This is a genomic window from Enterobacter sp. 186315, from assembly GCF_053290175.1.
Genome location: NZ_JBPTTK010000006.1, coordinates 119,788 through 139,491 on the forward strand (window position 1 = coordinate 119,788; position 19,704 = coordinate 139,491).

At 55.4% G+C, this 19,704-nt stretch carries 19 protein-coding genes; 17 read left to right on the forward strand and 2 right to left on the reverse strand.

Going from position 1 to position 19,704, the window contains the following annotated elements; translation table 11 throughout:
* Nucleotides 1-126: 126 nt before the first annotated feature.
* Nucleotides 127-750, forward strand: coding sequence for a helix-turn-helix domain-containing protein (locus tag ACSVHP_RS09220; RefSeq protein WP_234674570.1), 624 nt, complete (start codon nt 127-129; stop codon nt 748-750).
* Here ACSVHP_RS09220 and ACSVHP_RS09225 read toward each other — a convergent pair whose 3' ends face one another.
* Nucleotides 751-1,431, reverse strand: a complete 681-nt coding sequence (locus tag ACSVHP_RS09225; RefSeq protein ID WP_447551735.1) for a hypothetical protein — start codon at nt 1,429-1,431, stop codon at nt 751-753.
* A complete protein-coding gene (locus ACSVHP_RS09230; protein WP_447551736.1) occupies nt 1,431-3,005 on the reverse strand; it encodes a peptidoglycan-binding protein in 1,575 nt (524 codons plus the stop codon). Before ACSVHP_RS09230 ends, ACSVHP_RS09225 begins: the two co-directional genes overlap by 1 nt.
* A 152-nt stretch (nt 3,006-3,157) precedes the next feature.
* Between ACSVHP_RS09230 and ACSVHP_RS09235 the strand changes: the two genes are divergently transcribed.
* The 16 genes from ACSVHP_RS09235 to ACSVHP_RS09310 all read left to right on the forward strand — a co-directional run bounded on the left by ACSVHP_RS09235 (nt 3,158) and on the right by ACSVHP_RS09310 (nt 19,684).
* Nucleotides 3,158-3,355, forward strand: a complete 198-nt coding sequence (locus ACSVHP_RS09235) for a hypothetical protein (protein ID WP_234674573.1) — start codon at nt 3,158-3,160, stop codon at nt 3,353-3,355.
* Nucleotides 3,306-4,037, forward strand: coding sequence for a type II secretion system protein GspC (gene gspC, locus ACSVHP_RS09240; RefSeq protein ID WP_417316318.1), 732 nt, complete (start codon nt 3,306-3,308; stop codon nt 4,035-4,037). The genes ACSVHP_RS09235 and gspC overlap by 50 nt, the downstream gene beginning before the upstream one ends.
* A 13-nt stretch (nt 4,038-4,050) precedes the next feature.
* Entirely contained in the window at nt 4,051-5,985 is a 1,935-nt protein-coding gene (gene gspD, locus ACSVHP_RS09245) for a type II secretion system secretin GspD (protein WP_234674575.1), read from the forward strand.
* 14 nt (nt 5,986-5,999) lie between these two features.
* On the forward strand, nt 6,000-7,478 hold the full coding sequence (gspE, locus tag ACSVHP_RS09250) for a type II secretion system ATPase GspE (protein WP_420536312.1): 1,479 nt from the start codon (nt 6,000-6,002) through the stop codon (nt 7,476-7,478).
* Nucleotides 7,478-8,686, forward strand: coding sequence for a type II secretion system inner membrane protein GspF (gspF, locus tag ACSVHP_RS09255; protein WP_447551737.1), 1,209 nt, complete (start codon nt 7,478-7,480; stop codon nt 8,684-8,686). The genes gspE and gspF overlap by 1 nt, the downstream gene beginning before the upstream one ends.
* A 4-nt stretch (nt 8,687-8,690) precedes the next feature.
* Nucleotides 8,691-9,140 (forward strand): type II secretion system major pseudopilin GspG, encoded by a 450-nt coding sequence (gene gspG, locus ACSVHP_RS09260; protein ID WP_234674577.1) that lies wholly within the window; start codon nt 8,691-8,693, stop codon nt 9,138-9,140.
* Complete coding sequence (gene gspH / locus ACSVHP_RS09265; RefSeq protein ID WP_234674578.1) at nt 9,140-9,625, forward strand: type II secretion system minor pseudopilin GspH; 486 nt, start codon at nt 9,140-9,142, stop codon at nt 9,623-9,625. The genes gspG and gspH overlap by 1 nt, the downstream gene beginning before the upstream one ends.
* On the forward strand, nt 9,618-10,004 hold the full coding sequence (gspI, locus tag ACSVHP_RS09270; protein ID WP_447551738.1) for a type II secretion system minor pseudopilin GspI: 387 nt from the start codon (nt 9,618-9,620) through the stop codon (nt 10,002-10,004). Before gspH ends, gspI begins: the two co-directional genes overlap by 8 nt.
* Nucleotides 10,001-10,678, forward strand: a complete 678-nt coding sequence (gspJ, locus tag ACSVHP_RS09275) for a type II secretion system minor pseudopilin GspJ (RefSeq protein ID WP_234674580.1) — start codon at nt 10,001-10,003, stop codon at nt 10,676-10,678. Before gspI ends, gspJ begins: the two co-directional genes overlap by 4 nt.
* Entirely contained in the window at nt 10,675-11,685 is a 1,011-nt protein-coding gene (gspK, locus tag ACSVHP_RS09280) for a type II secretion system minor pseudopilin GspK (RefSeq protein ID WP_447551739.1), read from the forward strand. The genes gspJ and gspK overlap by 4 nt, the downstream gene beginning before the upstream one ends.
* A gap of 15 nt (nt 11,686-11,700) precedes the next feature.
* A complete protein-coding gene (gene gspL, locus ACSVHP_RS09285; RefSeq protein ID WP_447551740.1) occupies nt 11,701-12,846 on the forward strand; it encodes a type II secretion system protein GspL in 1,146 nt (381 codons plus the stop codon).
* Nucleotides 12,843-13,328 carry a type II secretion system protein GspM gene (gene gspM / locus ACSVHP_RS09290; RefSeq protein ID WP_417316329.1) on the forward strand — a complete coding sequence of 162 codons (486 nt, stop codon included), beginning with the start codon at nt 12,843-12,845 and terminating at the stop codon, nt 13,326-13,328. Before gspL ends, gspM begins: the two co-directional genes overlap by 4 nt.
* The gene (locus ACSVHP_RS09295; RefSeq protein ID WP_234674584.1) at nt 13,325-14,122 is read left to right on the forward strand and encodes a prepilin peptidase; all 798 of its coding nucleotides are present in this window, start codon (nt 13,325-13,327) and stop codon (nt 14,120-14,122) included. The genes gspM and ACSVHP_RS09295 overlap by 4 nt, the downstream gene beginning before the upstream one ends.
* 256 nt (nt 14,123-14,378) lie before the next feature.
* Nucleotides 14,379-17,120 (forward strand): glycosyl hydrolase family 18 protein, encoded by a 2,742-nt coding sequence (locus ACSVHP_RS09300; RefSeq protein ID WP_447551741.1) that lies wholly within the window; start codon nt 14,379-14,381, stop codon nt 17,118-17,120.
* A gap of 135 nt (nt 17,121-17,255) precedes the next feature.
* A complete protein-coding gene (gene iagB / locus ACSVHP_RS09305) occupies nt 17,256-17,699 on the forward strand; it encodes a type III secretion system invasion protein IagB (protein WP_234674586.1) in 444 nt (147 codons plus the stop codon).
* 143 nt (nt 17,700-17,842) lie between these two features.
* On the forward strand, nt 17,843-19,684 hold the full coding sequence (locus tag ACSVHP_RS09310) for a glycoside hydrolase family 19 protein (protein ID WP_447551742.1): 1,842 nt from the start codon (nt 17,843-17,845) through the stop codon (nt 19,682-19,684).
* Nucleotides 19,685-19,704 lie beyond the last annotated feature (20 nt).

Here is a 19,704-nt window from a genome sequence, read left to right on the forward strand (position 1 = left end):
AATGGCAAAGGTAAGTTTCTCATTCCTGTTAATAGCACAATAAATTTAAACTGATTGTTGGTTATTACGTTTCCAACAAGGGTTTCTACACTTTAAAAAAATTAATCATCTTAGGCGGGTATAACAATGTTAAGCATCTACGGTAAAAAACTGCGTCCTCATAGTGAAATGGAAGCGATTATTTCTGCAACCTCAGGTTATGAAGAAAAAACCTTAAAGAAATGGCAGAAAATCTCTACGTCGGATTCCGAATATATTCATATAATCGTCAGCGGTGAAGTTGAATTCCGCCGCGAGTCTGACGAACTTTGCATGTTTACGCTGCAAGGCCAGTGCATTTTCGGTTTGTCCGCTATCTTCTATAACTCTTCTCACATGTACGGTCTGGTGCGTGCAGCCACCGTGGTACGTGCCATCAGGAAAGATGAGTTCTGCCGCCTGATGACCGAAAAAAACCTCTGGGCTGAGCTGAGCAAAGTTCTCTCCTGGTATATCTGCATGTTAAGCAAACGTGACGATGTGCTGGTCGCCCGTAGCGCTTACTCGGTGGTTCGCGAATTTTTATTAGAAATTAACGAACTGATTGTTAATCATCAGCGTGATATTAACGTGTACGATTATATTCAGGAATACACCAACCTGGCCCGTAGCACCATTATTAAAATTCTCTCCGATCTGAAAAAAGGGCAATATATTGTGGTGGAAAAGGGTCGACTCCTTAACCTGACAACCTTGCCAGAGAAATATTAATTATTCCAGCCGATCCCCTTTCTCACTGAAAGGGGATTTTTTTACGTCCTGATGAACCCATTTTTGTTGTGAATTATCCTGCGTTTCGTCAACGGGCGGCGCGGGCATTTTTCCCTGCGCGAAATCTTTCTGTTGTTCTTTTAAAGCCTGCTCAAAGAGTGCCTTAAGTGACGCATCGTCGTTAGTATCCCTCTCTTCCGTGCTGTTATCGCTTGCCGCTGCGTGCGCCTCGGTGCCGGGTAAGGTATCGCGCGACGTGTCGTGCGGGACCTCTTGTTGAATATCGCGAGGCATATCGCCATCCGGTGCCTGCTGCCAGTCGGCGTCGGCGTCATTAATGGGCAAATCCTGCATCGGCGGTAAACTTTCCTGTACAGAAGGTCGCACCGGCGCCGGTTTGGGCTGCGGATGCGGGAACGGTTTGCTCACATACACGTAATGCATATCTGAAAGCTGGGTTTCCGGTTTTGCGACGCTCACTTTTACCTGCGGCGGCGGTGCAGGGTGGCGCATATTCCAGTAAACGTGGGCGTAAACCCCGGCAACAAGCATGGCGCACAGGCCTGCCATCCATAAAAGAAGAATGCCGAAGATTTTTTGCAGGCTGGGGAGGCGGTATGAAAACCACACCGCTTCTCCCGTCGCATAGCTGCGCTGAGCCGCGAGACATATCGTGGACATTATGAATTTTTCTCCTGCGTTTTCGCGTCAGCTGACGTGTGTGATGCCTGGAGCAATACGCTCGGCGTGGAGTTGGTTTCACGCATCAGCTGCATCAGGGTGTCTTCGCCCGGGATCCCATCCACGTGCAGATCCATTTTTTGCTGGAACTCACGGGTGCGTTTCATCATCTCCGCCGTCCAGGTCTGGGCGTGCGTTTCCGGCTGGGACAGGGCCTGGCTCAGCTGCTGGTCGAGCCAGGTTAAATCTTTGCTGCCGCTTGCGGCGCTAATTTCATCTTTACCGTCCGGCGTCAGGCGGTGCAGCTGCGTGTAGCTGCCGGTGGCATGTTGGTTAAACCATTTGCGGCTGACCTGCCAGGTGCGGTTGTTCAACAGCAGATCGAGTGAATCCGTTCCCACGCGGGCTACCACGGCATAGTTAAGATGGTTGCCGGTTTTTAGCTCACCGATCCACGGATAGCCCTCTTTCGCCAGTGCGTCGAGCGAGGCGTTACCCTGTTTACACATCAGGTTCACCTTCGCCGCGTTCTGACACAGGGCATCGTCCGCCGACGCATCGTATCCCCACATCTCATAAAGCTGATGCATGGCGTCAGGCTGGTTGACCATCTCATCGTCGATGGCAGGCACTGCCGGGGCTTTCACCTTCGGCGTCTGGTGGTGCCAGCTCGCCGGAACCGGCAGCGGCACGGGCAGCTTCGCGTTGATGGCCGAGGTCATGTACCAGCCGCAGGCGGCAAACAGCACGGAGGCAAACAGCCCGACGGTTGCCAGACCCTTGCCGCGTTTTTTCGCAGGCAACGCTTCACCGGCCGCCAGGCGTAAATGACGTGGTCCCACCATCGGGGCACGTTCGGTCCACGTGGCGAGAAGTGACAGATGCGCCAGCTCGTTGAATTTGCAGACGTGGCCTTTGGTCAGCGCGTGCATTTTGCGCACGCGGGCCGGAGCCATCGGGGATTTATCCGCGCCGTGTTCTTCACACTGCGCCTGCACGTAGTTGAGATATTCACGGCAGGTCAACGCGCGCAGCGTGTGGCGCGTGTGGACATATTCCTGAAGGCCGGACTGCGTCATCAACGCCGCGTCCTGATCCGCGTCACCCATCAGCACAATGGATAAGGCGAAATCCAGCTCCTGGGCACGCGTCAGCAGCATGGCCAGCACGTCGCGACAGTTCTCTTTCATCGCTTCGACGTGCGAAATCACCAGCACTTTACGGTTGCTCTTACGGGAAGAGGCGTCCTGCCACTGACGCAGCACAGCGTCAACGGCCTGAATGCGGGAATGACTCTCTTTCGTGCCGGGGTTGAGCTTGTAGAGCAGGCTGCTGGCGCTCAGTTTTGGAAATGCATTAATCGCCAGCACCGCCAGGCTATTGGCTTTCAATGCATCGCTAAACTGACCGAGCAGCTGCGCGTCGTGGCAAAAGAGTCCTGTAATACCCGCCTGCTGTGTTTTCTCTTTAAGCAGGTTGAACACATCCTGGTGATAAGGCACGAAAAAATCACCCGATGGACGGGTGACCTTTCTGAATGGCGGAGTTTTGAAATTAAAGTGACTCTGATACATAACGACTTACCGGCTCTTCTCATGACTTGCGATGGGGCGAAAAGTAAGGGAAAGCGCGATCCTGGTCAATTTGCATTCAGGGTAAAAATAACCTGTCAGCCAGCCCTAACATCACGTTTTTTAACGGTCAACTATTTTCTTTATGAAAGTTAATGGCGAAGCAAGTGGTCGATAAAGCGCCGAATATTTACTATTTGCAGCACAAATTGGCGCAGCACGACGCTGCTTATTTTCGGTTTGCTAAAGGCCAGATGAATAATGAGGTTCTCATTTCTTTCCCGGTTGATTACGCCCTGCATAATGTTTGTATTGCTGATTTTTTGTGGGCAGCAAGGGTATGTGATCTTTAAAGATTATAAAAAAGTCTCAACCAAATTGGCGAACGCTGATAAGAAGCCACAAAAAAGCCGCCGTACTGATAATAACTTCGGTTTATTTACCGCCGCAGTACGTCAGAGCAATCAGCCCGCTGCGGTAAAAGCGCCGCTGGCCGCAGAAATTGAAGGTATTGTCAGCAGTGACGAGGCCTGGCTCTCCTTTGCCGTGATTAAGACGCCCGGCGGGCAGAAGAGCTACCGCGAGGGGGAAAGCCTGAGCGGATTTAACGATGCCTATATAGAGGAAATTAATCAGGACAACGTCGTGGTTAATTATGAAGGCACCGAGCAGGTATTAGCCTTAAAAAAACCGGATTATTTCAGGGGCGGCGTTGAAAGCGGCCCGGTAACCAAATCGACGAAAGATGCGGGCGCTGACAGTCTGCATCTTGATGATTATCTGGTGTTAAAGCCGTTAATCGAAAAAGGCCAACTGGAAGGCTATAACCTCAACCCAAGGAACGCCTCGTCATTCTACAGCCATTCAGGGCTTCAGAAAGATGATGTGGTGGTAAAAATCAACGCTGTCGATATGACCGAAGCAGCACAGGCGAAAAGTATTATCGCCAACTGGTCAAAAATGAAAGAAGCGGAGGTCGTCGTAAGACGCCACGCTCACCTGGAAAATATTCGGGTTAATGTTCTAAACAATTAACAAGTGTACAAACATGAAGAAATTTCCTTGGGCATGCGTGGCGCTGACGGCATTGTCGTTATATTCCAGTTCGCTGTTAGCAGCTAACTTTAGCGCCAGTTTTAAAAATACCGATATTCGCGAATTTATTGATACGGTCGGACGTAACCTGAATAAAACCATTCTGGTCGATCCTTCCGTTCAGGGCACGGTGTCGGTCAGAACCTATAACGTGTTGTCGGAAGACGAATATTATCAGTTCTTCCTGAGCGTACTGGATCTGTACGGTCTGTCGGTTATTCCGATGGACAACGGTATGGTGAAGGTGGTGCGTTCAAGCACGGCGCGCACGGCGGGCGTGCCCGTTGCCGACAGCAAAAACCCGGGCAAGGGCGATGAGATCATCACCCGCGTCGTGCGCATGGAAAACGTGCCCGTGCGCGAACTGGCCCCGCTGCTGCGTCAGCTGAACGATGCGTCCGGTATCGGTAACGTGGTGCATTTCGAGCCGTCTAACGTGCTGCTGTTAACCGGTAAAGCCTCGGTGATTAACCGCCTGGTGGATCTGGTTGAGCGCGTGGACCGTTCCGGGATGCAGCGTCGTGAGATTGTGCCGCTGCGCTTTGCGTCCGCCAAAGAGCTCTCGGATATGTTGAATAACCTCAATAACGAAGAGCAGAAAGGGCAAAACGCGCCGCAGCTGGCGACCAAAGTGGTGGCCGACGACGAAACCAATAGCCTTGTTATCAGCGGCACGGCAGACGCGCGCGCGCGTACCCGTACGCTTATCGGCCAGCTGGATCGCGAGCAGAATAATGAAGGGAACACCCGCGTGTTCTACCTCAAGTATGCCAACGCCAGCAAGGTGGTTCCGGTGCTGACCGGCATTGGCGAGCAGCTGAAAGACAAGCCGGGCGTGGCTAAAAGCAAAACCGCCAGCCCAAGCTCCGACCTGAACATTACCGCTGACGAGTCCACCAACTCACTGGTTATCACCGCCCAGCCAAACGTTATGAACTCGCTGGAGAAGGTGATCGACAAGCTCGATATCCGTCGTCCGCAGGTGCTGGTTGAAGCGATTATCGCGGAAGTTCAGGACGGCAACGGCCTCGACCTCGGCGTGCAGTGGACCGGTAAACACGGTGGCGTACAGTTTGGCTCAACCGGCTTACCGATAAGCCAGGTGAAAGCGGGCCTGAACAAAGGCGCAAGCTTTACCGGCCTGGCGACCGGCTTCTTTAACGGTGATTTCGGTGCGCTGATGACCGCGCTCTCTACCGGCGGCAAGAACGACATTCTTTCGACCCCAAGCGTGGTAACGCTGGATAACAAAGAAGCCTCCTTCAACGTGGGTCAGGATGTTCCGGTTCTTTCCGGCTCCCAGACCACCAGCGGCGACAACGTGTTTAACTCGGTTGAGCGTAAAACCGTGGGGACCAAGCTGAAAATCGTTCCGCAGATCAACGACGGGGACATGATCCACCTGAAGATCGAGCAGGAAGTGTCCAGCGTTGACGCCAGCGCCACCGAAGATGCGAGCCTCGGCCCGACCTTCAACACCCGTACCATCAATAACGAAGTGATGGTACACAGCGGCCAGACCGTGGTGCTCGGCGGGTTAATGGAAAACGTCACCAAGCAGAACGTGTCGAAAGTCCCGCTGCTGGGCGACATTCCGCTGGTGGGACAGCTGTTCCGCTACACCTCGCAGGATACGTCCAAGCGCAACCTGATGGTGTTTATCCACACCACCGTTCTGCGTGACGACGATAACTACAGCGCGGCGTCCAAAGAGCGTTACGACCAGATGCGCGCGCGCCAGCAGCAGCGTCTTGAAGAGAAGAAGCTCGGCATCGTGGAGCCTACTGATAACGCCGTGCTACCGGCATTTCCGGGCACAACCAGCAGCGTTGCGCCGGTGAAAACCAGCACCACGTCTGCGGCGACCCGCAATCCGTTTAAAGAATAGGGCGGGGGCGTAACGTGAACGAACTGAGTAAATATCTGTGCAGCAGTAGCTACGCAAAGGACAACGGTATCCTGTTTTACAACGACGAGGTGTACGTCCGCGAAGACGTCCCGGCGTTTGCTCTGCTGGAGATGCGCCGGGTTCTGGAGCGTTCTTTCGTTCCCGTCACCCTGACGCCCGAGGCGTTTGACGAGATGCTGGGGAAAATCTGGCAGCAGAACAGCGGCGTTTCTCAGCAGCTGGTTGACGACATGGATGCGGATATCGATCTGATGGCGTTAACCGAGGAGATCCCCGACAACGAGGATCTGCTGGATAACGACGAAAACTCGCCGGTGATCCGCCTGATCAACGCCATTCTTGGCGAAGCGGTAAAAGACGGCGCCTCGGATATTCACATTGAGACCTTCGAGCGCACCCTGAGCATCCGTTTTCGCGTGGACGGCGTGCTGCGCCCGGTGCTGCAACCGGCGCGTAAGCTCGCGCCGCTGCTGGTCTCGCGTATTAAGGTGATGTCAAAACTCGACATCGCGGAAAAGCGCCTGCCGCAGGATGGACGTATTTCACTGCGCATTGGCCGCAAAGCGATTGACGTGCGTGTGTCCACCATTCCGTCGCAGTATGGCGAACGCGTGGTCATGCGTTTGCTCGATAAAAGTAATCTCAAGCCGGATATCAACAAGCTCGGCCTGATTGACGAAGAGCTGGAAAAACTCAAAGGGCTGATAGACCGCCCGCACGGCATTATCCTGGTCACCGGGCCAACGGGTTCCGGTAAAAGTACCACCCTGTACGCCATTCTGTCGGCGCTGAACGGCCACGAACGCAACATCCTGACCGTTGAAGACCCGATTGAATATGAGCTGGAAGGGGTGGGACAGACGCAGGTTAACCCGCGCGTGGACATGACCTTTGCCCGCGGGCTGCGCGCCATTTTGCGTCAGGACCCGGACGTGGTGATGATCGGTGAAATCCGTGACGGCGAGACTGCGCAGATTGCCGTGCAGGCGTCACTGACCGGTCACCTGGTCATGTCTACGCTGCACACCAACAGCGCCGCCGGGGCGATTACGCGTCTGCGCGATATGGGGCTGGAGTCATTCTTAATTGGTTCATCGCTGCTCGGCGTCATTGCCCAGCGTCTGGTTCGTCGCCTGTGTCCGCACTGCCGCACAACCAGTCCGTTGGACGACAATGAAAAGGTGCTGTTCAGCTTTATGGACGCGCCGCCGAAGGCGATTTATCGCGCGGTCGGGTGTGAACACTGCCGCCAGAGCGGCTATCAGGGGCGTGCGGGTATTCATGAATTTCTGGTGGTCGACAGCACCATGCGTCGCGCCATTCATGAAGATAAAGACGAAATGTCCATCGAAACGCAGCTCTTTAAGCAGGCGTACAGCCTGCGTGAAAACGGCCTGCTGAAGGTGATTAGCGGCGTGACCTCTCTTGAAGAGGTGATGCGCGTCACCGCCGAGCGCGGAGGGGACGAGTAATGGCCTTCTACGCATGGACGGCGACGGACGCGGCGGGGAAAACCCGGCGCGGCACCTTGCAGGCCGAAGGGCAAAAGCAGGTTCGCCAGACGCTGCGCGAGCAAAAGCTGATGCCGGTCAGCATCACCGAAACCCGTGAAAAAGCGGTGGCGGGGAAAGCCGCCACCGGGGCGAAGCTCTCCACGCCGGTGCTGTCAATGTTTACCCGCCAGCTCTCGACGCTGGTGAACGCCGCGCTGTCGCTGGAAAGCGCGCTGAAGGCGATTTCCAAACAGACGGAAGACAAAAAGCTGGCGGCGATGGTGGTGGAGATCCGCGAAAAGGTAGTGGAAGGGCATACGCTTTTCGACGCTTTTAGCCAGTTTCCACGCACCTTCGACAAGCTCTACTGCACGCTGGTGATGGCCGGGGAGAAAACCGGCCACCTGGGCGACGTGCTGGAGAAGCTGGCGGAGTACAACGAGCAGCGTCAGAAGATGAAAAGCAAGCTGACGCAGGCGATGGTCTACCCGATCACCCTGACGGTGGTCGCCATCGCGGTGATCAGCATTCTGCTGGTCGCGGTGGTACCGCAGGTTATCGAGCAGTTTACCCACATGAAGCAGCAGCTGCCCATCACCACCCGCACCCTGATCGCGGTGAGTGATTTCTTGCAGGCTTACGGGATCTACATCGCCGGGGCACTGGCGGGGGCGATTGTCGGCTTCAAAACCTGGGTCAGAAACAGCAAAAACCGTTTTCGCTGGAACAGCTGGCTGGTGAACGGTTCACCGATCAAAAAGCTGGTTTGCGCCATCAACAGCGCCCGCTATATCCGCACGCTCAGCATTTTGCAGGCGAGTAGCGTGCCGCTGCTGGAAGGGATGTATATCGCGATGGACGGTATCGACAATCTCTATGCCCGGCAGGTGCTGGAGCAGGCGGCCGATACCGTGCGTCAGGGGGCGTCTTTATATGCCGCGCTGGAACAGGCGAAATTATTCCCGCCGACCATGCTGTATATGATTGCCTCGGGCGAAGAGAGCGGTGAATTAGGCAACTTAATGGATCGCGCCGCTGAAAACCAGGAATCGGCTTTACAACATCGAATTACTTTAACGCTGTCGGTATTTGAACCGGCGCTGGTGGTATCCATGGCAACGATTGTTTTATTCATCGTGCTGTCAATATTACAACCGCTTCTGCAACTTAATAATATGGTAGGTTAAATCAATGGCTATAAAACGTAAAAACCTGGCTCGCCAGGCGGGCTTCACTTTGCTCGAATTAATGGTGGTAATTGTTATTCTCGGCGTGCTCGCCAGTATGGTTGTGCCGAATTTAATGGGCAACAAAGAGAAAGCCGACGCCCAGAAAGCGACCAGCGATATTGTCGCCCTCGAAGGCTCTCTGGATATGTATAAGCTGGATAACCACCGTTATCCGACCACCGAGCAGGGCTTGCAGGCGCTGGTAACCAAGCCTGAAATCGCGCCAATCCCGAACGGCTACCGCGCGGACGGCTACATTCGCCGCCTGCCGCAGGATCCGTGGGGCAGCGACTATCTGATGGTCAGCCCGGGTGAACACGGTGCGGTGGATGTCTTTTCCGCTGGCCCGGACGGCGAAGCGAATACCGCCGATGACATCACTAACTGGTCCCTCGATAAAAACGCGAAATAATGAAAAAGCAACGCGGCTTTACATTGCTGGAAATTATCCTGGCGCTGGTGATATTTGCCAGCTGCGCCATGATGGTGGTCTCAACAATTCCCTCGCGTAGCGGTGCGGATATATTTGGCCAGCAGTTAAAAGCCCTTGTGGATTATGGTTCAGACCGTGCAGTGATGGACGGAAATATCGTCGGGTTAGTGATTAGCACGGATAAATATCAGCTGGTGACGCTCAAGAGCATTAACGGTGAGCGTCGCTGGGTGCCATTATCCGCCGGGCGAATTAATACCAAAGGCGATTTTCCTGAAGAGATGCACGTCTCGCTCTCTCCGCAGCGGCTGGCCGCCACCACGGACGCCGAGCCGCAAATCGTCTTTTTACCGGATGGCGAGATTGGCCGCTTCACGCTGACGTTGCAAAGCTACGACAAACAACACCATTTCCGCGTGGTGTCGCAGGGCGCGGCCCCCGTTTCGGTAGAGAACGATGACTAAACGCAAGGTGAAGCAAAAGGGGATGACGCTGCTGGAGGTGATGGTGGCGCTGGTGATCTTCTCCACCGCCGCGCTGGCGCTGATGAACTCCGTCTCCCTGAACGTGCGTTTTACCCACGGCCTTGGCGAAACGCTCCAGGCCAGCTGGGTGGCGGAAAACCTGCTGGCGGAAGCGAAGCTCAGCAAAAGCGACTTCTCCGACGCCGACGAGCAGGGAACAGAAACCATGGGCGGGCGCGCCTGGAACTGGCACAAGCAGCGGGTCAAAACCGCCGGTAACGTCTGGGCCAGCGAAGTGCGCGTCTATGCAGAGGGCGACGAAAGCCAGCCGGTCATCGCCCTGCAAATCATTCCGCCAGCAGAGAAGGTGAGCAAGTGAAAAAGACGCGACGCCAGCGTGGCTTTACCCTGCTGGAGATCATGATCGCCCTGACCATTTTTGCGGTGATCAGCACCCTGGCCTGGCAGATCCTGGACGGCGCGATGCGCACCAGCTCTGCCACTGATGCCAGTGCGGCGAAGCTTAATCAGGTGCAGCGCGCCTGGAGCCTGATGGAGCGTGACTTCTTCCAGCTTCAGGCCCGCGCGCCGCGCAATGAATCGGACGTCTTTGTCCAGACCGACGACGCCATCGAGATGACCACGCTGAACGGCGTGAGCGGCAGCGTCCAGCTGGAGCGCGTGCGCTGGCGGCTGGAAGAGGGGCGTCTGTATCGCGATATCTGGCCCGCCATTGATGGCCCGGAAAACGTGAAGCCCGAAGAGGTGCCGATCGTAAACGACGTGAAGAGCATCGCGTGGCGCTTTTACAGCAAGGGCTGGCAGAAAAGCTGGACCGACAGCAGCCACCAGCCTGACGGCGTGGAAGCCTTGCTGACGATGGAAAACGGCGATACCTGGCGCTGGGTGTTTACCACACCAGGAGACATGCCCGCCGTGACGGTGGCCGCGCCGCCGGAGAAAAAAGAGGCTGACCCGGCACAGGCTAACCCTGCCGCCGCCGGTTCGCCGCCCGCGCAGGCGCCCCAGGCCGCGCCAGGAGCACAGCCATGAGCCGAACAGATAAACAGAAGGGCGTTGCCCTGCTGGTGGTGCTGATCCTGCTGGTCATGATGTCGGCGCTGGCCGCCAAAATCAGCCAGCAGTTTTGCCGGAACCTGCAAAAAACGCACTACCAGGTGAGCCAGCAGCAGCTGCGCTGGGCGATGCAGGCGCAGGAAAAAGCGGTGAAAGATCGGCTGCAAACCGAGGCCAGCGGCGACAGCAAAGCCCTTGCGCCGGACGGCGACTGGCATCAGCCGCTGGAAACCCAGGGCGATAACTACACCGTGGTAAGCCAGGTCGAAGATGCGCAGAACTGCTTTAACGTGAACAACCTGCTGGCGGCGGATCCCGCGCCCCAGACGCAGGACGCCACGGCAGTGGTGGAAAAACCGCGTAAAGAGCGCATCGTCGAGCAGATCCTGACCGACAGCGGCGTAAGCCAGGCCACCGCCGAAGAGGTCTATTTGCAGCTGGTGGATTACCTTGACGGGGACGCCACCACCGCAAAAGAGGGCGCGGAGAGCGATGCCTATGTAGGCGTTGTCCCGGCGCGCCAGCCTGCGAACCAGATGATGCGCAATATTGCCGAAATCAAGCTGCTGCCCGCCTTCCCGGCGGAGGCGTACGCCAAAGCGAGCAAGCTGCTGTGCGCGCTGCCGGACGCGGCCAGCAAGATTGACGTCAATACCATTAAGCCCGAACAGGCCGGGGTGCTGGCGGCGATCTTCCCGGGAAAACTGACGGAAGATGACGCGAAACGCCTGATTGACTCACGCCCCGAGGCGGGCTGGGAAAGCCTGGAAGCGTTCAGCAAGCTGCTGGAACAGAACTTCCCGCAGCTCAAAGATGATTTACCCCTGGTGGCCGAACAGCTGGCCATCAACAGCCGATATTTCCGCGTTGACTATACCGGCAACACTGACGATTTAACGCTGCTTGTGGTCAGCCAGCTTCAGGTGAATAACGAAGCCGGTGAGATCGTGACGTGGCAGCGTCGTTACCGAATGATTGAATAACAAAAGTCGATATCTATGAAACAGGTGCTTTTTATTCGTCCCGACAGCCGCGAGGACGGGAAATTATGGTGGTGCGAGTCCGGTAGTCAGCAGGTTGCCTCGCTGGAGAATATCGCGGAACTCAGCACGCTGGCTGAACATGCTCTGGCGTCGCGGGTTTGCCTGCTGATCCCGGCAAGCGAAACGATCTTCCGTCACTTCACGCTGCCGAAAAAGGGCATGGCCTCCCAGACGACGGCCTTCTCCTGGATGGCGGAAGAGACGCTGATTGGCGACGTGGACAACCTTCACTGGACGGTGCTCAACAAAAAAGGGCGCGAGGTGGACGCCGTGGCGATTGACGCCGGGCGCCTGCGCCAGTGGTTAGACCGCTTCGCCGACGCCGGGCTGACCGTGATCCAGGCCGTACCCGACGCCTGGCTGCTGCCGGTATCGGCGGGCGGCAGCACCCTGGTCCCGCTTGAAGAGAGCTACTGGCTGCGCCTGTCTCCGGCCTCGGCGTGTGAGGTGGATAGCACCCTGCTGCCGCTGCTGATGCAGAAAACCGGCGAGGGTGAAGTGTGCTGCTACGGCGACGTGCCTGCGGGCATTGAGGTGGATGAAACGCTTGCGTGGCAGCACCCGCTGGTGCTCATTCAGCCCCAGTGGCAGGCGAGCCGCGTCAATCTGCTGCACGGCGCGTTCAGCACCCGAGGCGAGAATAACGGGCTGACGAAAGGGCTGAAGGTGGCGATGGTGGCCGCAGGTCTTCTGTCGCTGGGCCTGCTGATCGGCCCGCGCGGCGCAATGGCGTGGATGCTGGTGCAGCAGGAAAACCAGGTTCAGCAGGAGATCATGCAGGTCTACCAGCACCATTTCCCGAGTATGCGCCAGCAAACCAACATCAAATATCACTTCGGTCAGAACATGAAGAAACAGCCTAAAGGGATTTTCCTGCAAATCGACGAGCTGGAAAAAGCTAAGCAGGCGGTTCCGGCGATGGAAATCAGCCAGATGGAATACGATGCGACGCAAAACGCGCTGACCCTCAGCGTCAGCGCGCAAAACCAGCAGGCGCTCCAGGCGTTTGTGAATCAGACCAGCCCAAACTTTGACTTCACGGTACAGCCTGTTTCAAAAGAGGCTCCGTTCACCGCCATCGTGACAGGGAAACATAAATGAAAGAGAGAATCGCGCAGCTGAAAGCGCGTTACCAACATTACAGCGCCAGAGAAAAAGTGATTTTAAAAATATGCGCAGCGTCGATGTGCTGCGCGGTAGTTTATTACGCAGGAGTGATCCCTTTGGATAATATGATTCAAAGCAGTAAGACAACGCTGGCACGCCAGAAAGAAACGCTGAACTGGATGCGCACGGAAATAGATAAAAATCATCTCCAGATGCTTCGTGTTAAAACGGATAACCCGCGCAGCGTCATTGAAAATAGCGCCCACGAAATTAATTTATCCCTGACGGACGTGCGTCAGGAGGGGCAGACCCTGTCGTTCGTGGTCGGACGCGTAAACGTGTATGAATTAAAAAACTGGCTGCGTGAAATCAACCAGACCTCCGGGGTGCGTCTGCAAAAGATGAACCTTACGCCCGTTGACCATATCAGCGATGTGAAAGCGGAAATTCAGCTGACCTGGAAGACGTTAGCATGAACACGCTCGCACTGATTCGGGAGGTGTACCCGGTTGGGTTCCCCATGATGAGTGCGGTGTTAGGTGCGATAACCGGCAGCTTTCTGGGCGTGGTGGCAGAGCGAGTCCCGCCGATGGTGATGGAAGAGGAGGGATGCGGCAACCTGCTTTTTCCCGGCTCCCACTGCCCGGTGTGTCAGCATTCACTCTCCGCCTGGGAGAACATCCCGCTGCTCAGCTGGCTGGTGCTGCGCGGGCGTTGTCGCCAGTGCCGTACGGCTATCCCTCTTCAGGTCTTCCTGATTGAGCTTTTCACCGCGATCTTCTTCGGCATCACCGCCTGGTGCGTGCCGGGCATTGAAACTCTGTTCTCTCTCTGGCTGCTGGCGGCTTTCCTGCTGCCGCTGGCCATGATTGACTGGAAACACCAGCTCCTGCCCGACTGCCTGACGCAGCCGCTGCTGTGGGCCGGGCTGCTTATTCACGCGCTGGGCAGCGCGCTGTCGCTTCGCGATGCGCTGTTCGGCGCCGTGGCGGGCTACCTTTCGCTCTGGCTTCTCTACTGGGGCTTTCGCCTGACTACCGGTCGCGAAGGGCTGGGCTACGGCGATTTTAAGCTGCTGGCGGCGCTGGGCGCCTGGTGCGGCTGGCAGGCATTACCGTCTATCGAATTAATTGCTGCCCTTTGCGGCATTATGGGTTATCTGGCATCAGGTAATTTAAATAAAAATAACCAAACTATCTCTTTCGGTCCTTATTTATCTTTGGCAGGCATTGTTGTTTTCATTATGCAGGCCTTTGCTGTCACATTCTGAATATTTGGGTCAAGTTTTTTATCGCTTTTTTTCGACAGGGAAATGAAATGAGCGGTGGGAACCTTCCATGTAATATTATCGACAGAAGCCAGACGGAATATGAGCTTGTGTCTTTAAATGGAGGAATGCCACACGACAAAGGTTTTTATTACGGGTCACAAAGTATTTTCTAGATTGAGTCTTTAAAACTTATTCCATGAACTCAAGGAAGTCATGGGTATTAATCGTTCACGTTGAAATTTATCAGGAAATAAAAATGAATTTTATGAAGCCTAAATATCTGGCGCTGTTTATTGCTGCGGCCACAAGCTCAGCATTTGCAGCAGCACCAGGTACGCCGTCTATTTCTTCCGGCAATGACAAATTTGCGCTGGTGGAAGTTGACCAGGCAGCCCAGGACTACAACAACCTTGTTAAAGTTCACAACGATGGTGTGGATGTGAAGGTGGAGTGGAACGTCTGGAGCGGTGATGCCCCAACGTCTGCAAAAGTCCTGCTGGACGGCCAGACCGTCTGGACCGGTGCGGGTAGCGCAGCGGGCTCTGCGACCTTTAAAGTGAAGAAAGGCGGTCGTTATCAGGAGCAGGTTGAACTCTGTAACGACAGCGGCTGCTCTAAGAGCGCCAGCAAGCTGATTATCGTTGCCGATACCGACGGTAGCCACCTGCTGCCGATGAACACCACGCTGCACGAAAACAACAAAACCTTCTCCAAACACACCGACAAAGTTGTGGGTGCTTACTTCCCTGAGTGGGGCGTATACGACCGTAACTTCTCTGCGGATAAAATCCCGGTAGCGAACCTTAACCACCTGCTGTACGGCTTCATTCCAATCTGTGGCGGCGACGGCATCAACGACAGCGCAAAATCTTCTGGCGCGCTTGAGTCTCTGAAACGCGCCTGTGCGGGCCGTCAGGACTACACCGTGGCTATCCACGATCCGTGGGCTGCGCTGCAAAAACCTCAGTCCGGCGTGTCCAACTGGGACGACCCGTACAAAGGTAACTACGGTCAGCTGATGGCAATGAAAAAAGCCCATCCGGACCTGAAAATTCTGCCTTCCGTTGGCGGCTGGACTCTGTCCGACCCGTTCTTCCAGATGGACAACAAAGTGCTGCGTGACCGCTTCGTTGCCTCTGTTAAAGACTTCCTGAAAACCTGGAAAGTGTTCGACGGCGTGGATATCGACTGGGAATTCCCGGGCGGCGGCGGTGAGAACGCTAAGCTGGGTAACCCGGCTACCGATAAAGCCACCTACACCGCGCTGATGCACGACCTGCGCGCCATGCTCAACGAACTGTCTGCTGAAACAGGCCGTACCTATGAGCTGACCACCGCGATCGGCGCCGGTAAAGACAAGATTGAAGACGTGGACTACGGCACTGCACAGCAGTACATCGACCACATCTTCCTGATGAGCTACGACTACTACGGTGCGTGGAGCAACACGGATCTCGGCCACCAGGCTGCGCTGTACGGTGCCTCCTGGAAACCAGACACCAACTACACCACCGACAACGCGGTGAAAGCGATGCTGGAGCAGGGCGTACAGCCAGGCAAAGTGGTCGTCGGTGCAGCGATGTACGGCCGCGGCTGGACTGGCGTTCACGGTTATACCGGCGACAATCCATTCACCGGCACCGCGACAGGCGCAATCCCGGGCTCATGGGAACCAGGCATCCTGGATTATCGCGATATCGTGAACAAAATGCTGGGCAAACCAGGCTGGGAATACAAGTACGACACCGCAGCAGAAGCGCCGTACCTGTTCAACAAGTCTACCGGCGAGCTGATCAGCTACGACAACGCCCGTTCTGTTGAAGCGAAAGGCAAATACGTGCTGAACAAAAACCTCGGTGGTCTGTTCGCATGGTCTATCGAATCTGACAACGGCGACATCCTGAACGCGATGAACGAAAGCCTGCTGGGCGGCAGCTCAACGCCGGTTGACCCGGTTGTGACCAACCACGCGCCGGTGGCATCCGCGACCGATATGACCGTGACTGGCCCGGCTACCGTGACGCTGGACGGCTCTGCGTCTTCCGACCAGGACGGCGATGCGCTGACCTACAAATGGACTCAGATTTCCGGTACATCCGTCACCCTGACCAACAGCACCAAAGCGAAGGCTTCCTTCAGCGTTCCTGCTGTAGTGAGCAACCAGACGCTGGTGTTCCGTCTGACCGTGACCGACGCAAAAGGTCTGAGCAACGCCATCGACGTGCAGGTGGTTAACAAAGCCCCTAAAGCGAACCAGGCACCTGTTATCAATGCGATGGACGCAGTAACCGTTGAATCCGGTGAAGCGATCTCTCTGCACGCACAGGCTTCCGATCCGGATGGCGACGCGCTGACCTACAGCTGGAGCGTACCGGCTGACATGAACGCGACCGGCACCGACAGCGCAAACGTGCGTATTACCGCGCCAGAAGTGAGCAATGCATCTACCTACACGCTGAGCGTGATCGTGTCTGACGGTAAAACCAGCGTGCAGTCTAACGTGCAGGTCACGGTGAATCCGAAAGAAGCGGCAGCGCCGGTTGATGAAGACACCAACCCGTCTGACGAAGGCAACACCCCATCTGACGAAGGCAATACCCCGGCTGACGAGGGTAACACCCCGGCAGACGAAGGTAATACCCCGTCCGACGAAGGGACTGCAACAGGCAGCTGTGACGCCCCGGTTGACGCTAACGCCAGCAAATTCGCTGCGTGGAGTGCAAACACCATCTACAACAACGGCGATACCGTAAGCTTCGACCACCTGGTGTGGAAAGCGAAGTACTGGACTCAGGGCAACCAGCCGGCATTCGGCGAAGGCGCATGGGAACTGGTCAGCCAGGTGAAATTCAACTGGCGCGCTGAGATGGTTTATAACGGCGGCGACACCACCACCTTCGAAGGTAACGTATACCGCGCGAAATGGTGGACGCAGGGTGACAAACCAGGCAACAGCGATGTATGGGTGAAAGAAGGCAAGTCAGCAGACTGCAAATAATCTTCTGAACCTTTACGGGTGTGATATCCGCCCGTAATCCTTGACCGCACCCCGCTTCGGGTGCGGTCAATAACTAAAAAAAGAACGGTAGTGCGCAAGGAGAGAATGGGATAAATCAGTTAGCAGGTATATTAAATGAAACGCCTCATCTTTTTATTGTTAATTATTAGTCAAAGTGCGATGGCAAACTGCTGGGATAAAGCCGCGCATTATTACCATATCGATCCTTACCTGTTATTTGCAATTGCAAAGGTGGAATCGGGCATGAATCCCCACGCGGTGGGCTGGAATCACGATGGTTCACGCGATGTCGGGTTAATGCAAATTAACAGCTCCCACTTTAGTGAATTAGAACGCCACGGTATTGATGAATATCGCTTAATGACCGAACCCTGCACCTCCATTATGGTCGGCGCATCAATATTATCCAATATGATTAAAGTCTATGGCTATAACTGGGAGGCGGTCGGGGCCTATAACGCCGGACTGAAAAAAGAGAATTATCCGCAGCGTATGGTGTATGCCCATAAGGTGTGGACGAAGTACCAGCAAATTAAATCACGGCAGGCTTACGAATAGTGATTTTTATTTTTTGAAGAGTACCAGGAGGTGTTCTTCAGAAAGTGAAAAAAGAACCGCTTTCTCAGGTTTATGTATTAAAGGAATAATACATAAGCCGGGAATGCATTAACCATTGTTGCTTATAAACAGGATTATTTGAAATGACGAAAAGGACATTGCTGAGCATTCTCGTAGCGGGGGCATGTGTTGCACCGTTTATGGCTCAGGCTGCGACGTTGCAGGCGACCAGCAGCGAACCTTACACCATGAAAGCCAGCGATCTGGCGAAAAAGGAACAAGAGCTTACCAATTTCCCGCTGATGAAATCAGTGAAAGACACGATCCGCACGCTGGATAACGCCGCCGTTGAGCAGATCGAGCCAGGTAAAGCCTCTAACCCGGATAACGTGAAGCGCGTTGAAGGGATCCTGAAAGAGAGCGACTGGGAATATCTGTTCCCGCTGCGCGCGAAAGACTATAGCTACAGCAACTTCCTGAAGGCGGTGGGTAAATTCCCGGCGCTGTGCGACACCTATAAAGACGGCCGCAACAGCGAAGCGATCTGCCGTAAAGAGCTGGCAACCATGTTTGCCCACTTTGCGCAGGAAACCGGCGGCCACGAAAGCTGGCGTCCGGAAGCCGAATGGCGTCAGGCGCTGGTTTATATCCGCGAAATGGGCTGGAGCGAAGGCCAGAAGGGCGGCTATAACGGCGAATGTAACCCAAGCGTATGGCAGGGTCAGACCTGGCCTTGCGGTAAAGATAAAGACGGCGATTTCCTGAGCTACTTCGGTCGCGGCGCTAAGCAGTTGTCCTACAACTACAACTACGGCCCGTTCTCTGAAGCCATGTTCGGCGACGTAAAAGTGCTGCTCGAAAAACCCGAGCTGGTGGCTGACACCTGGCTGAACCTGGCGAGTGCAATCTTCTTCTTCGCCTATCCACAGCCGCCAAAACCAAGCATGTTGCAGGTTATCGACGGTACCTGGCAGCCAAACGATCACGATAAAGCGAACGGCCTGGTCCCTGGCTTCGGCGTGACCACCCAGATCATCAACGGCGGCGTTGAGTGCGGCGGCCCGACTGAAATTGCACAGTCTCAGAACCGTATCAAGTACTACAAAGAGTTCGCCAACTACCTGAAAGTGCCTGTTCCGGCTGACGAAGTGCTTGGCTGCGCCAACATGAAACAGTTCGATGAAGGCGGCGCCGGCTCCCTGAAAATTTACTGGGAACAGGACTGGGGATGGAGCGGTGATACGCCAGACGGTAAGACCTACTCTTGCCAGCTGGTGGGCTACCAGACGCCATTCAGCGCCTTTAAAGAGGGTGACTACACCAAGTGCGTTCAGAAGTTCTATAACGTGAACATCGTGAACGACGACGGTTCAGCGACGACCCCGGATGAAACCCCCGTCACGCCAACCCCAACGCCTTCTGAAGATGAAACGCCGGTCACGCCAACGCCTGACGAAACGCCGACCCCGGTACCGGACGAAACGCCAGCCGTGGTTAACCATGCGCCAGTGGCACAGATCGCCGGTCCAATCGGTGCGGTAGAAGCCGGTGCGCAGGTTTCCCTGAGCGCGGAAGGCTCTACTGACGAAGACGGCAACAAGCTGACCTACACCTGGCGTTCCCAGGACGGCCAGACCGTGGCGGGCGAAGATAAAGCGGTTGTCAGCTTTAACGCGCCAGAATCTGCGACTGCACAGCAGTATGAAATCAGCCTGACCGTTAGCGATGGCGAACTGAGCAGCACCACCACCTACCTGCTGAACGTGAAAGCGAAAGCGGCGACCCCATCTCAGGATGAAGGCACCTCTGGCAACTACGCGGCATGGAGTGCGAACAGCAAGTACAACGCGGGCGATATCGTGAACAACCACGGTAAACTGTTCCAGTGCAAACCGTTCCCATACAGCGGCTGGTGTAATAATGCCCCGGCATACTATGAACCAGGTGCAGGCCTGGCATGGGCTGACGCCTGGACGGCATTATAAAAAGCAAACGGCAACCTTCG

What these genes read in the sequence shown, in the direction of transcription:
- gspI (WP_447551738.1), top strand. Translation starts at nt 9,618, where the DNA reads ATGACTAAACGCAAGGTGAAGCAAAAGGGGATGACGCTGCTGGAGGTG.
- gspL (WP_447551740.1), top strand. Translation starts at nt 11,701, where the DNA reads ATGAAACAGGTGCTTTTTATTCGTCCCGACAGCCGCGAGGACGGGAAA.
- ACSVHP_RS09225 (WP_447551735.1), bottom strand. Translation starts at nt 1,431, where the DNA reads ATGTCCACGATATGTCTCGCGGCTCAGCGCAGCTATGCGACGGGAGAA.
- ACSVHP_RS09220 (WP_234674570.1), top strand. Translation starts at nt 127, where the DNA reads ATGTTAAGCATCTACGGTAAAAAACTGCGTCCTCATAGTGAAATGGAA.
- gspK (WP_447551739.1), top strand. Translation starts at nt 10,675, where the DNA reads ATGAGCCGAACAGATAAACAGAAGGGCGTTGCCCTGCTGGTGGTGCTG.
- gspH (WP_234674578.1), top strand. Translation starts at nt 9,140, where the DNA reads ATGAAAAAGCAACGCGGCTTTACATTGCTGGAAATTATCCTGGCGCTG.
- gspG (WP_234674577.1), top strand. Translation starts at nt 8,691, where the DNA reads ATGGCTATAAAACGTAAAAACCTGGCTCGCCAGGCGGGCTTCACTTTG.
- gspM (WP_417316329.1), top strand. Translation starts at nt 12,843, where the DNA reads ATGAAAGAGAGAATCGCGCAGCTGAAAGCGCGTTACCAACATTACAGC.
- gspD (WP_234674575.1), top strand. Translation starts at nt 4,051, where the DNA reads ATGAAGAAATTTCCTTGGGCATGCGTGGCGCTGACGGCATTGTCGTTA.
- iagB (WP_234674586.1), top strand. Translation starts at nt 17,256, where the DNA reads ATGAAACGCCTCATCTTTTTATTGTTAATTATTAGTCAAAGTGCGATG.
- ACSVHP_RS09295 (WP_234674584.1), top strand. Translation starts at nt 13,325, where the DNA reads ATGAACACGCTCGCACTGATTCGGGAGGTGTACCCGGTTGGGTTCCCC.
- ACSVHP_RS09300 (WP_447551741.1), top strand. Translation starts at nt 14,379, where the DNA reads ATGAATTTTATGAAGCCTAAATATCTGGCGCTGTTTATTGCTGCGGCC.
- ACSVHP_RS09230 (WP_447551736.1), bottom strand. Translation starts at nt 3,005, where the DNA reads ATGTATCAGAGTCACTTTAATTTCAAAACTCCGCCATTCAGAAAGGTC.
- gspC (WP_417316318.1), top strand. Translation starts at nt 3,306, where the DNA reads ATGTTTGTATTGCTGATTTTTTGTGGGCAGCAAGGGTATGTGATCTTT.
- ACSVHP_RS09310 (WP_447551742.1), top strand. Translation starts at nt 17,843, where the DNA reads ATGACGAAAAGGACATTGCTGAGCATTCTCGTAGCGGGGGCATGTGTT.
- ACSVHP_RS09235 (WP_234674573.1), top strand. Translation starts at nt 3,158, where the DNA reads ATGGCGAAGCAAGTGGTCGATAAAGCGCCGAATATTTACTATTTGCAG.
- gspF (WP_447551737.1), top strand. Translation starts at nt 7,478, where the DNA reads ATGGCCTTCTACGCATGGACGGCGACGGACGCGGCGGGGAAAACCCGG.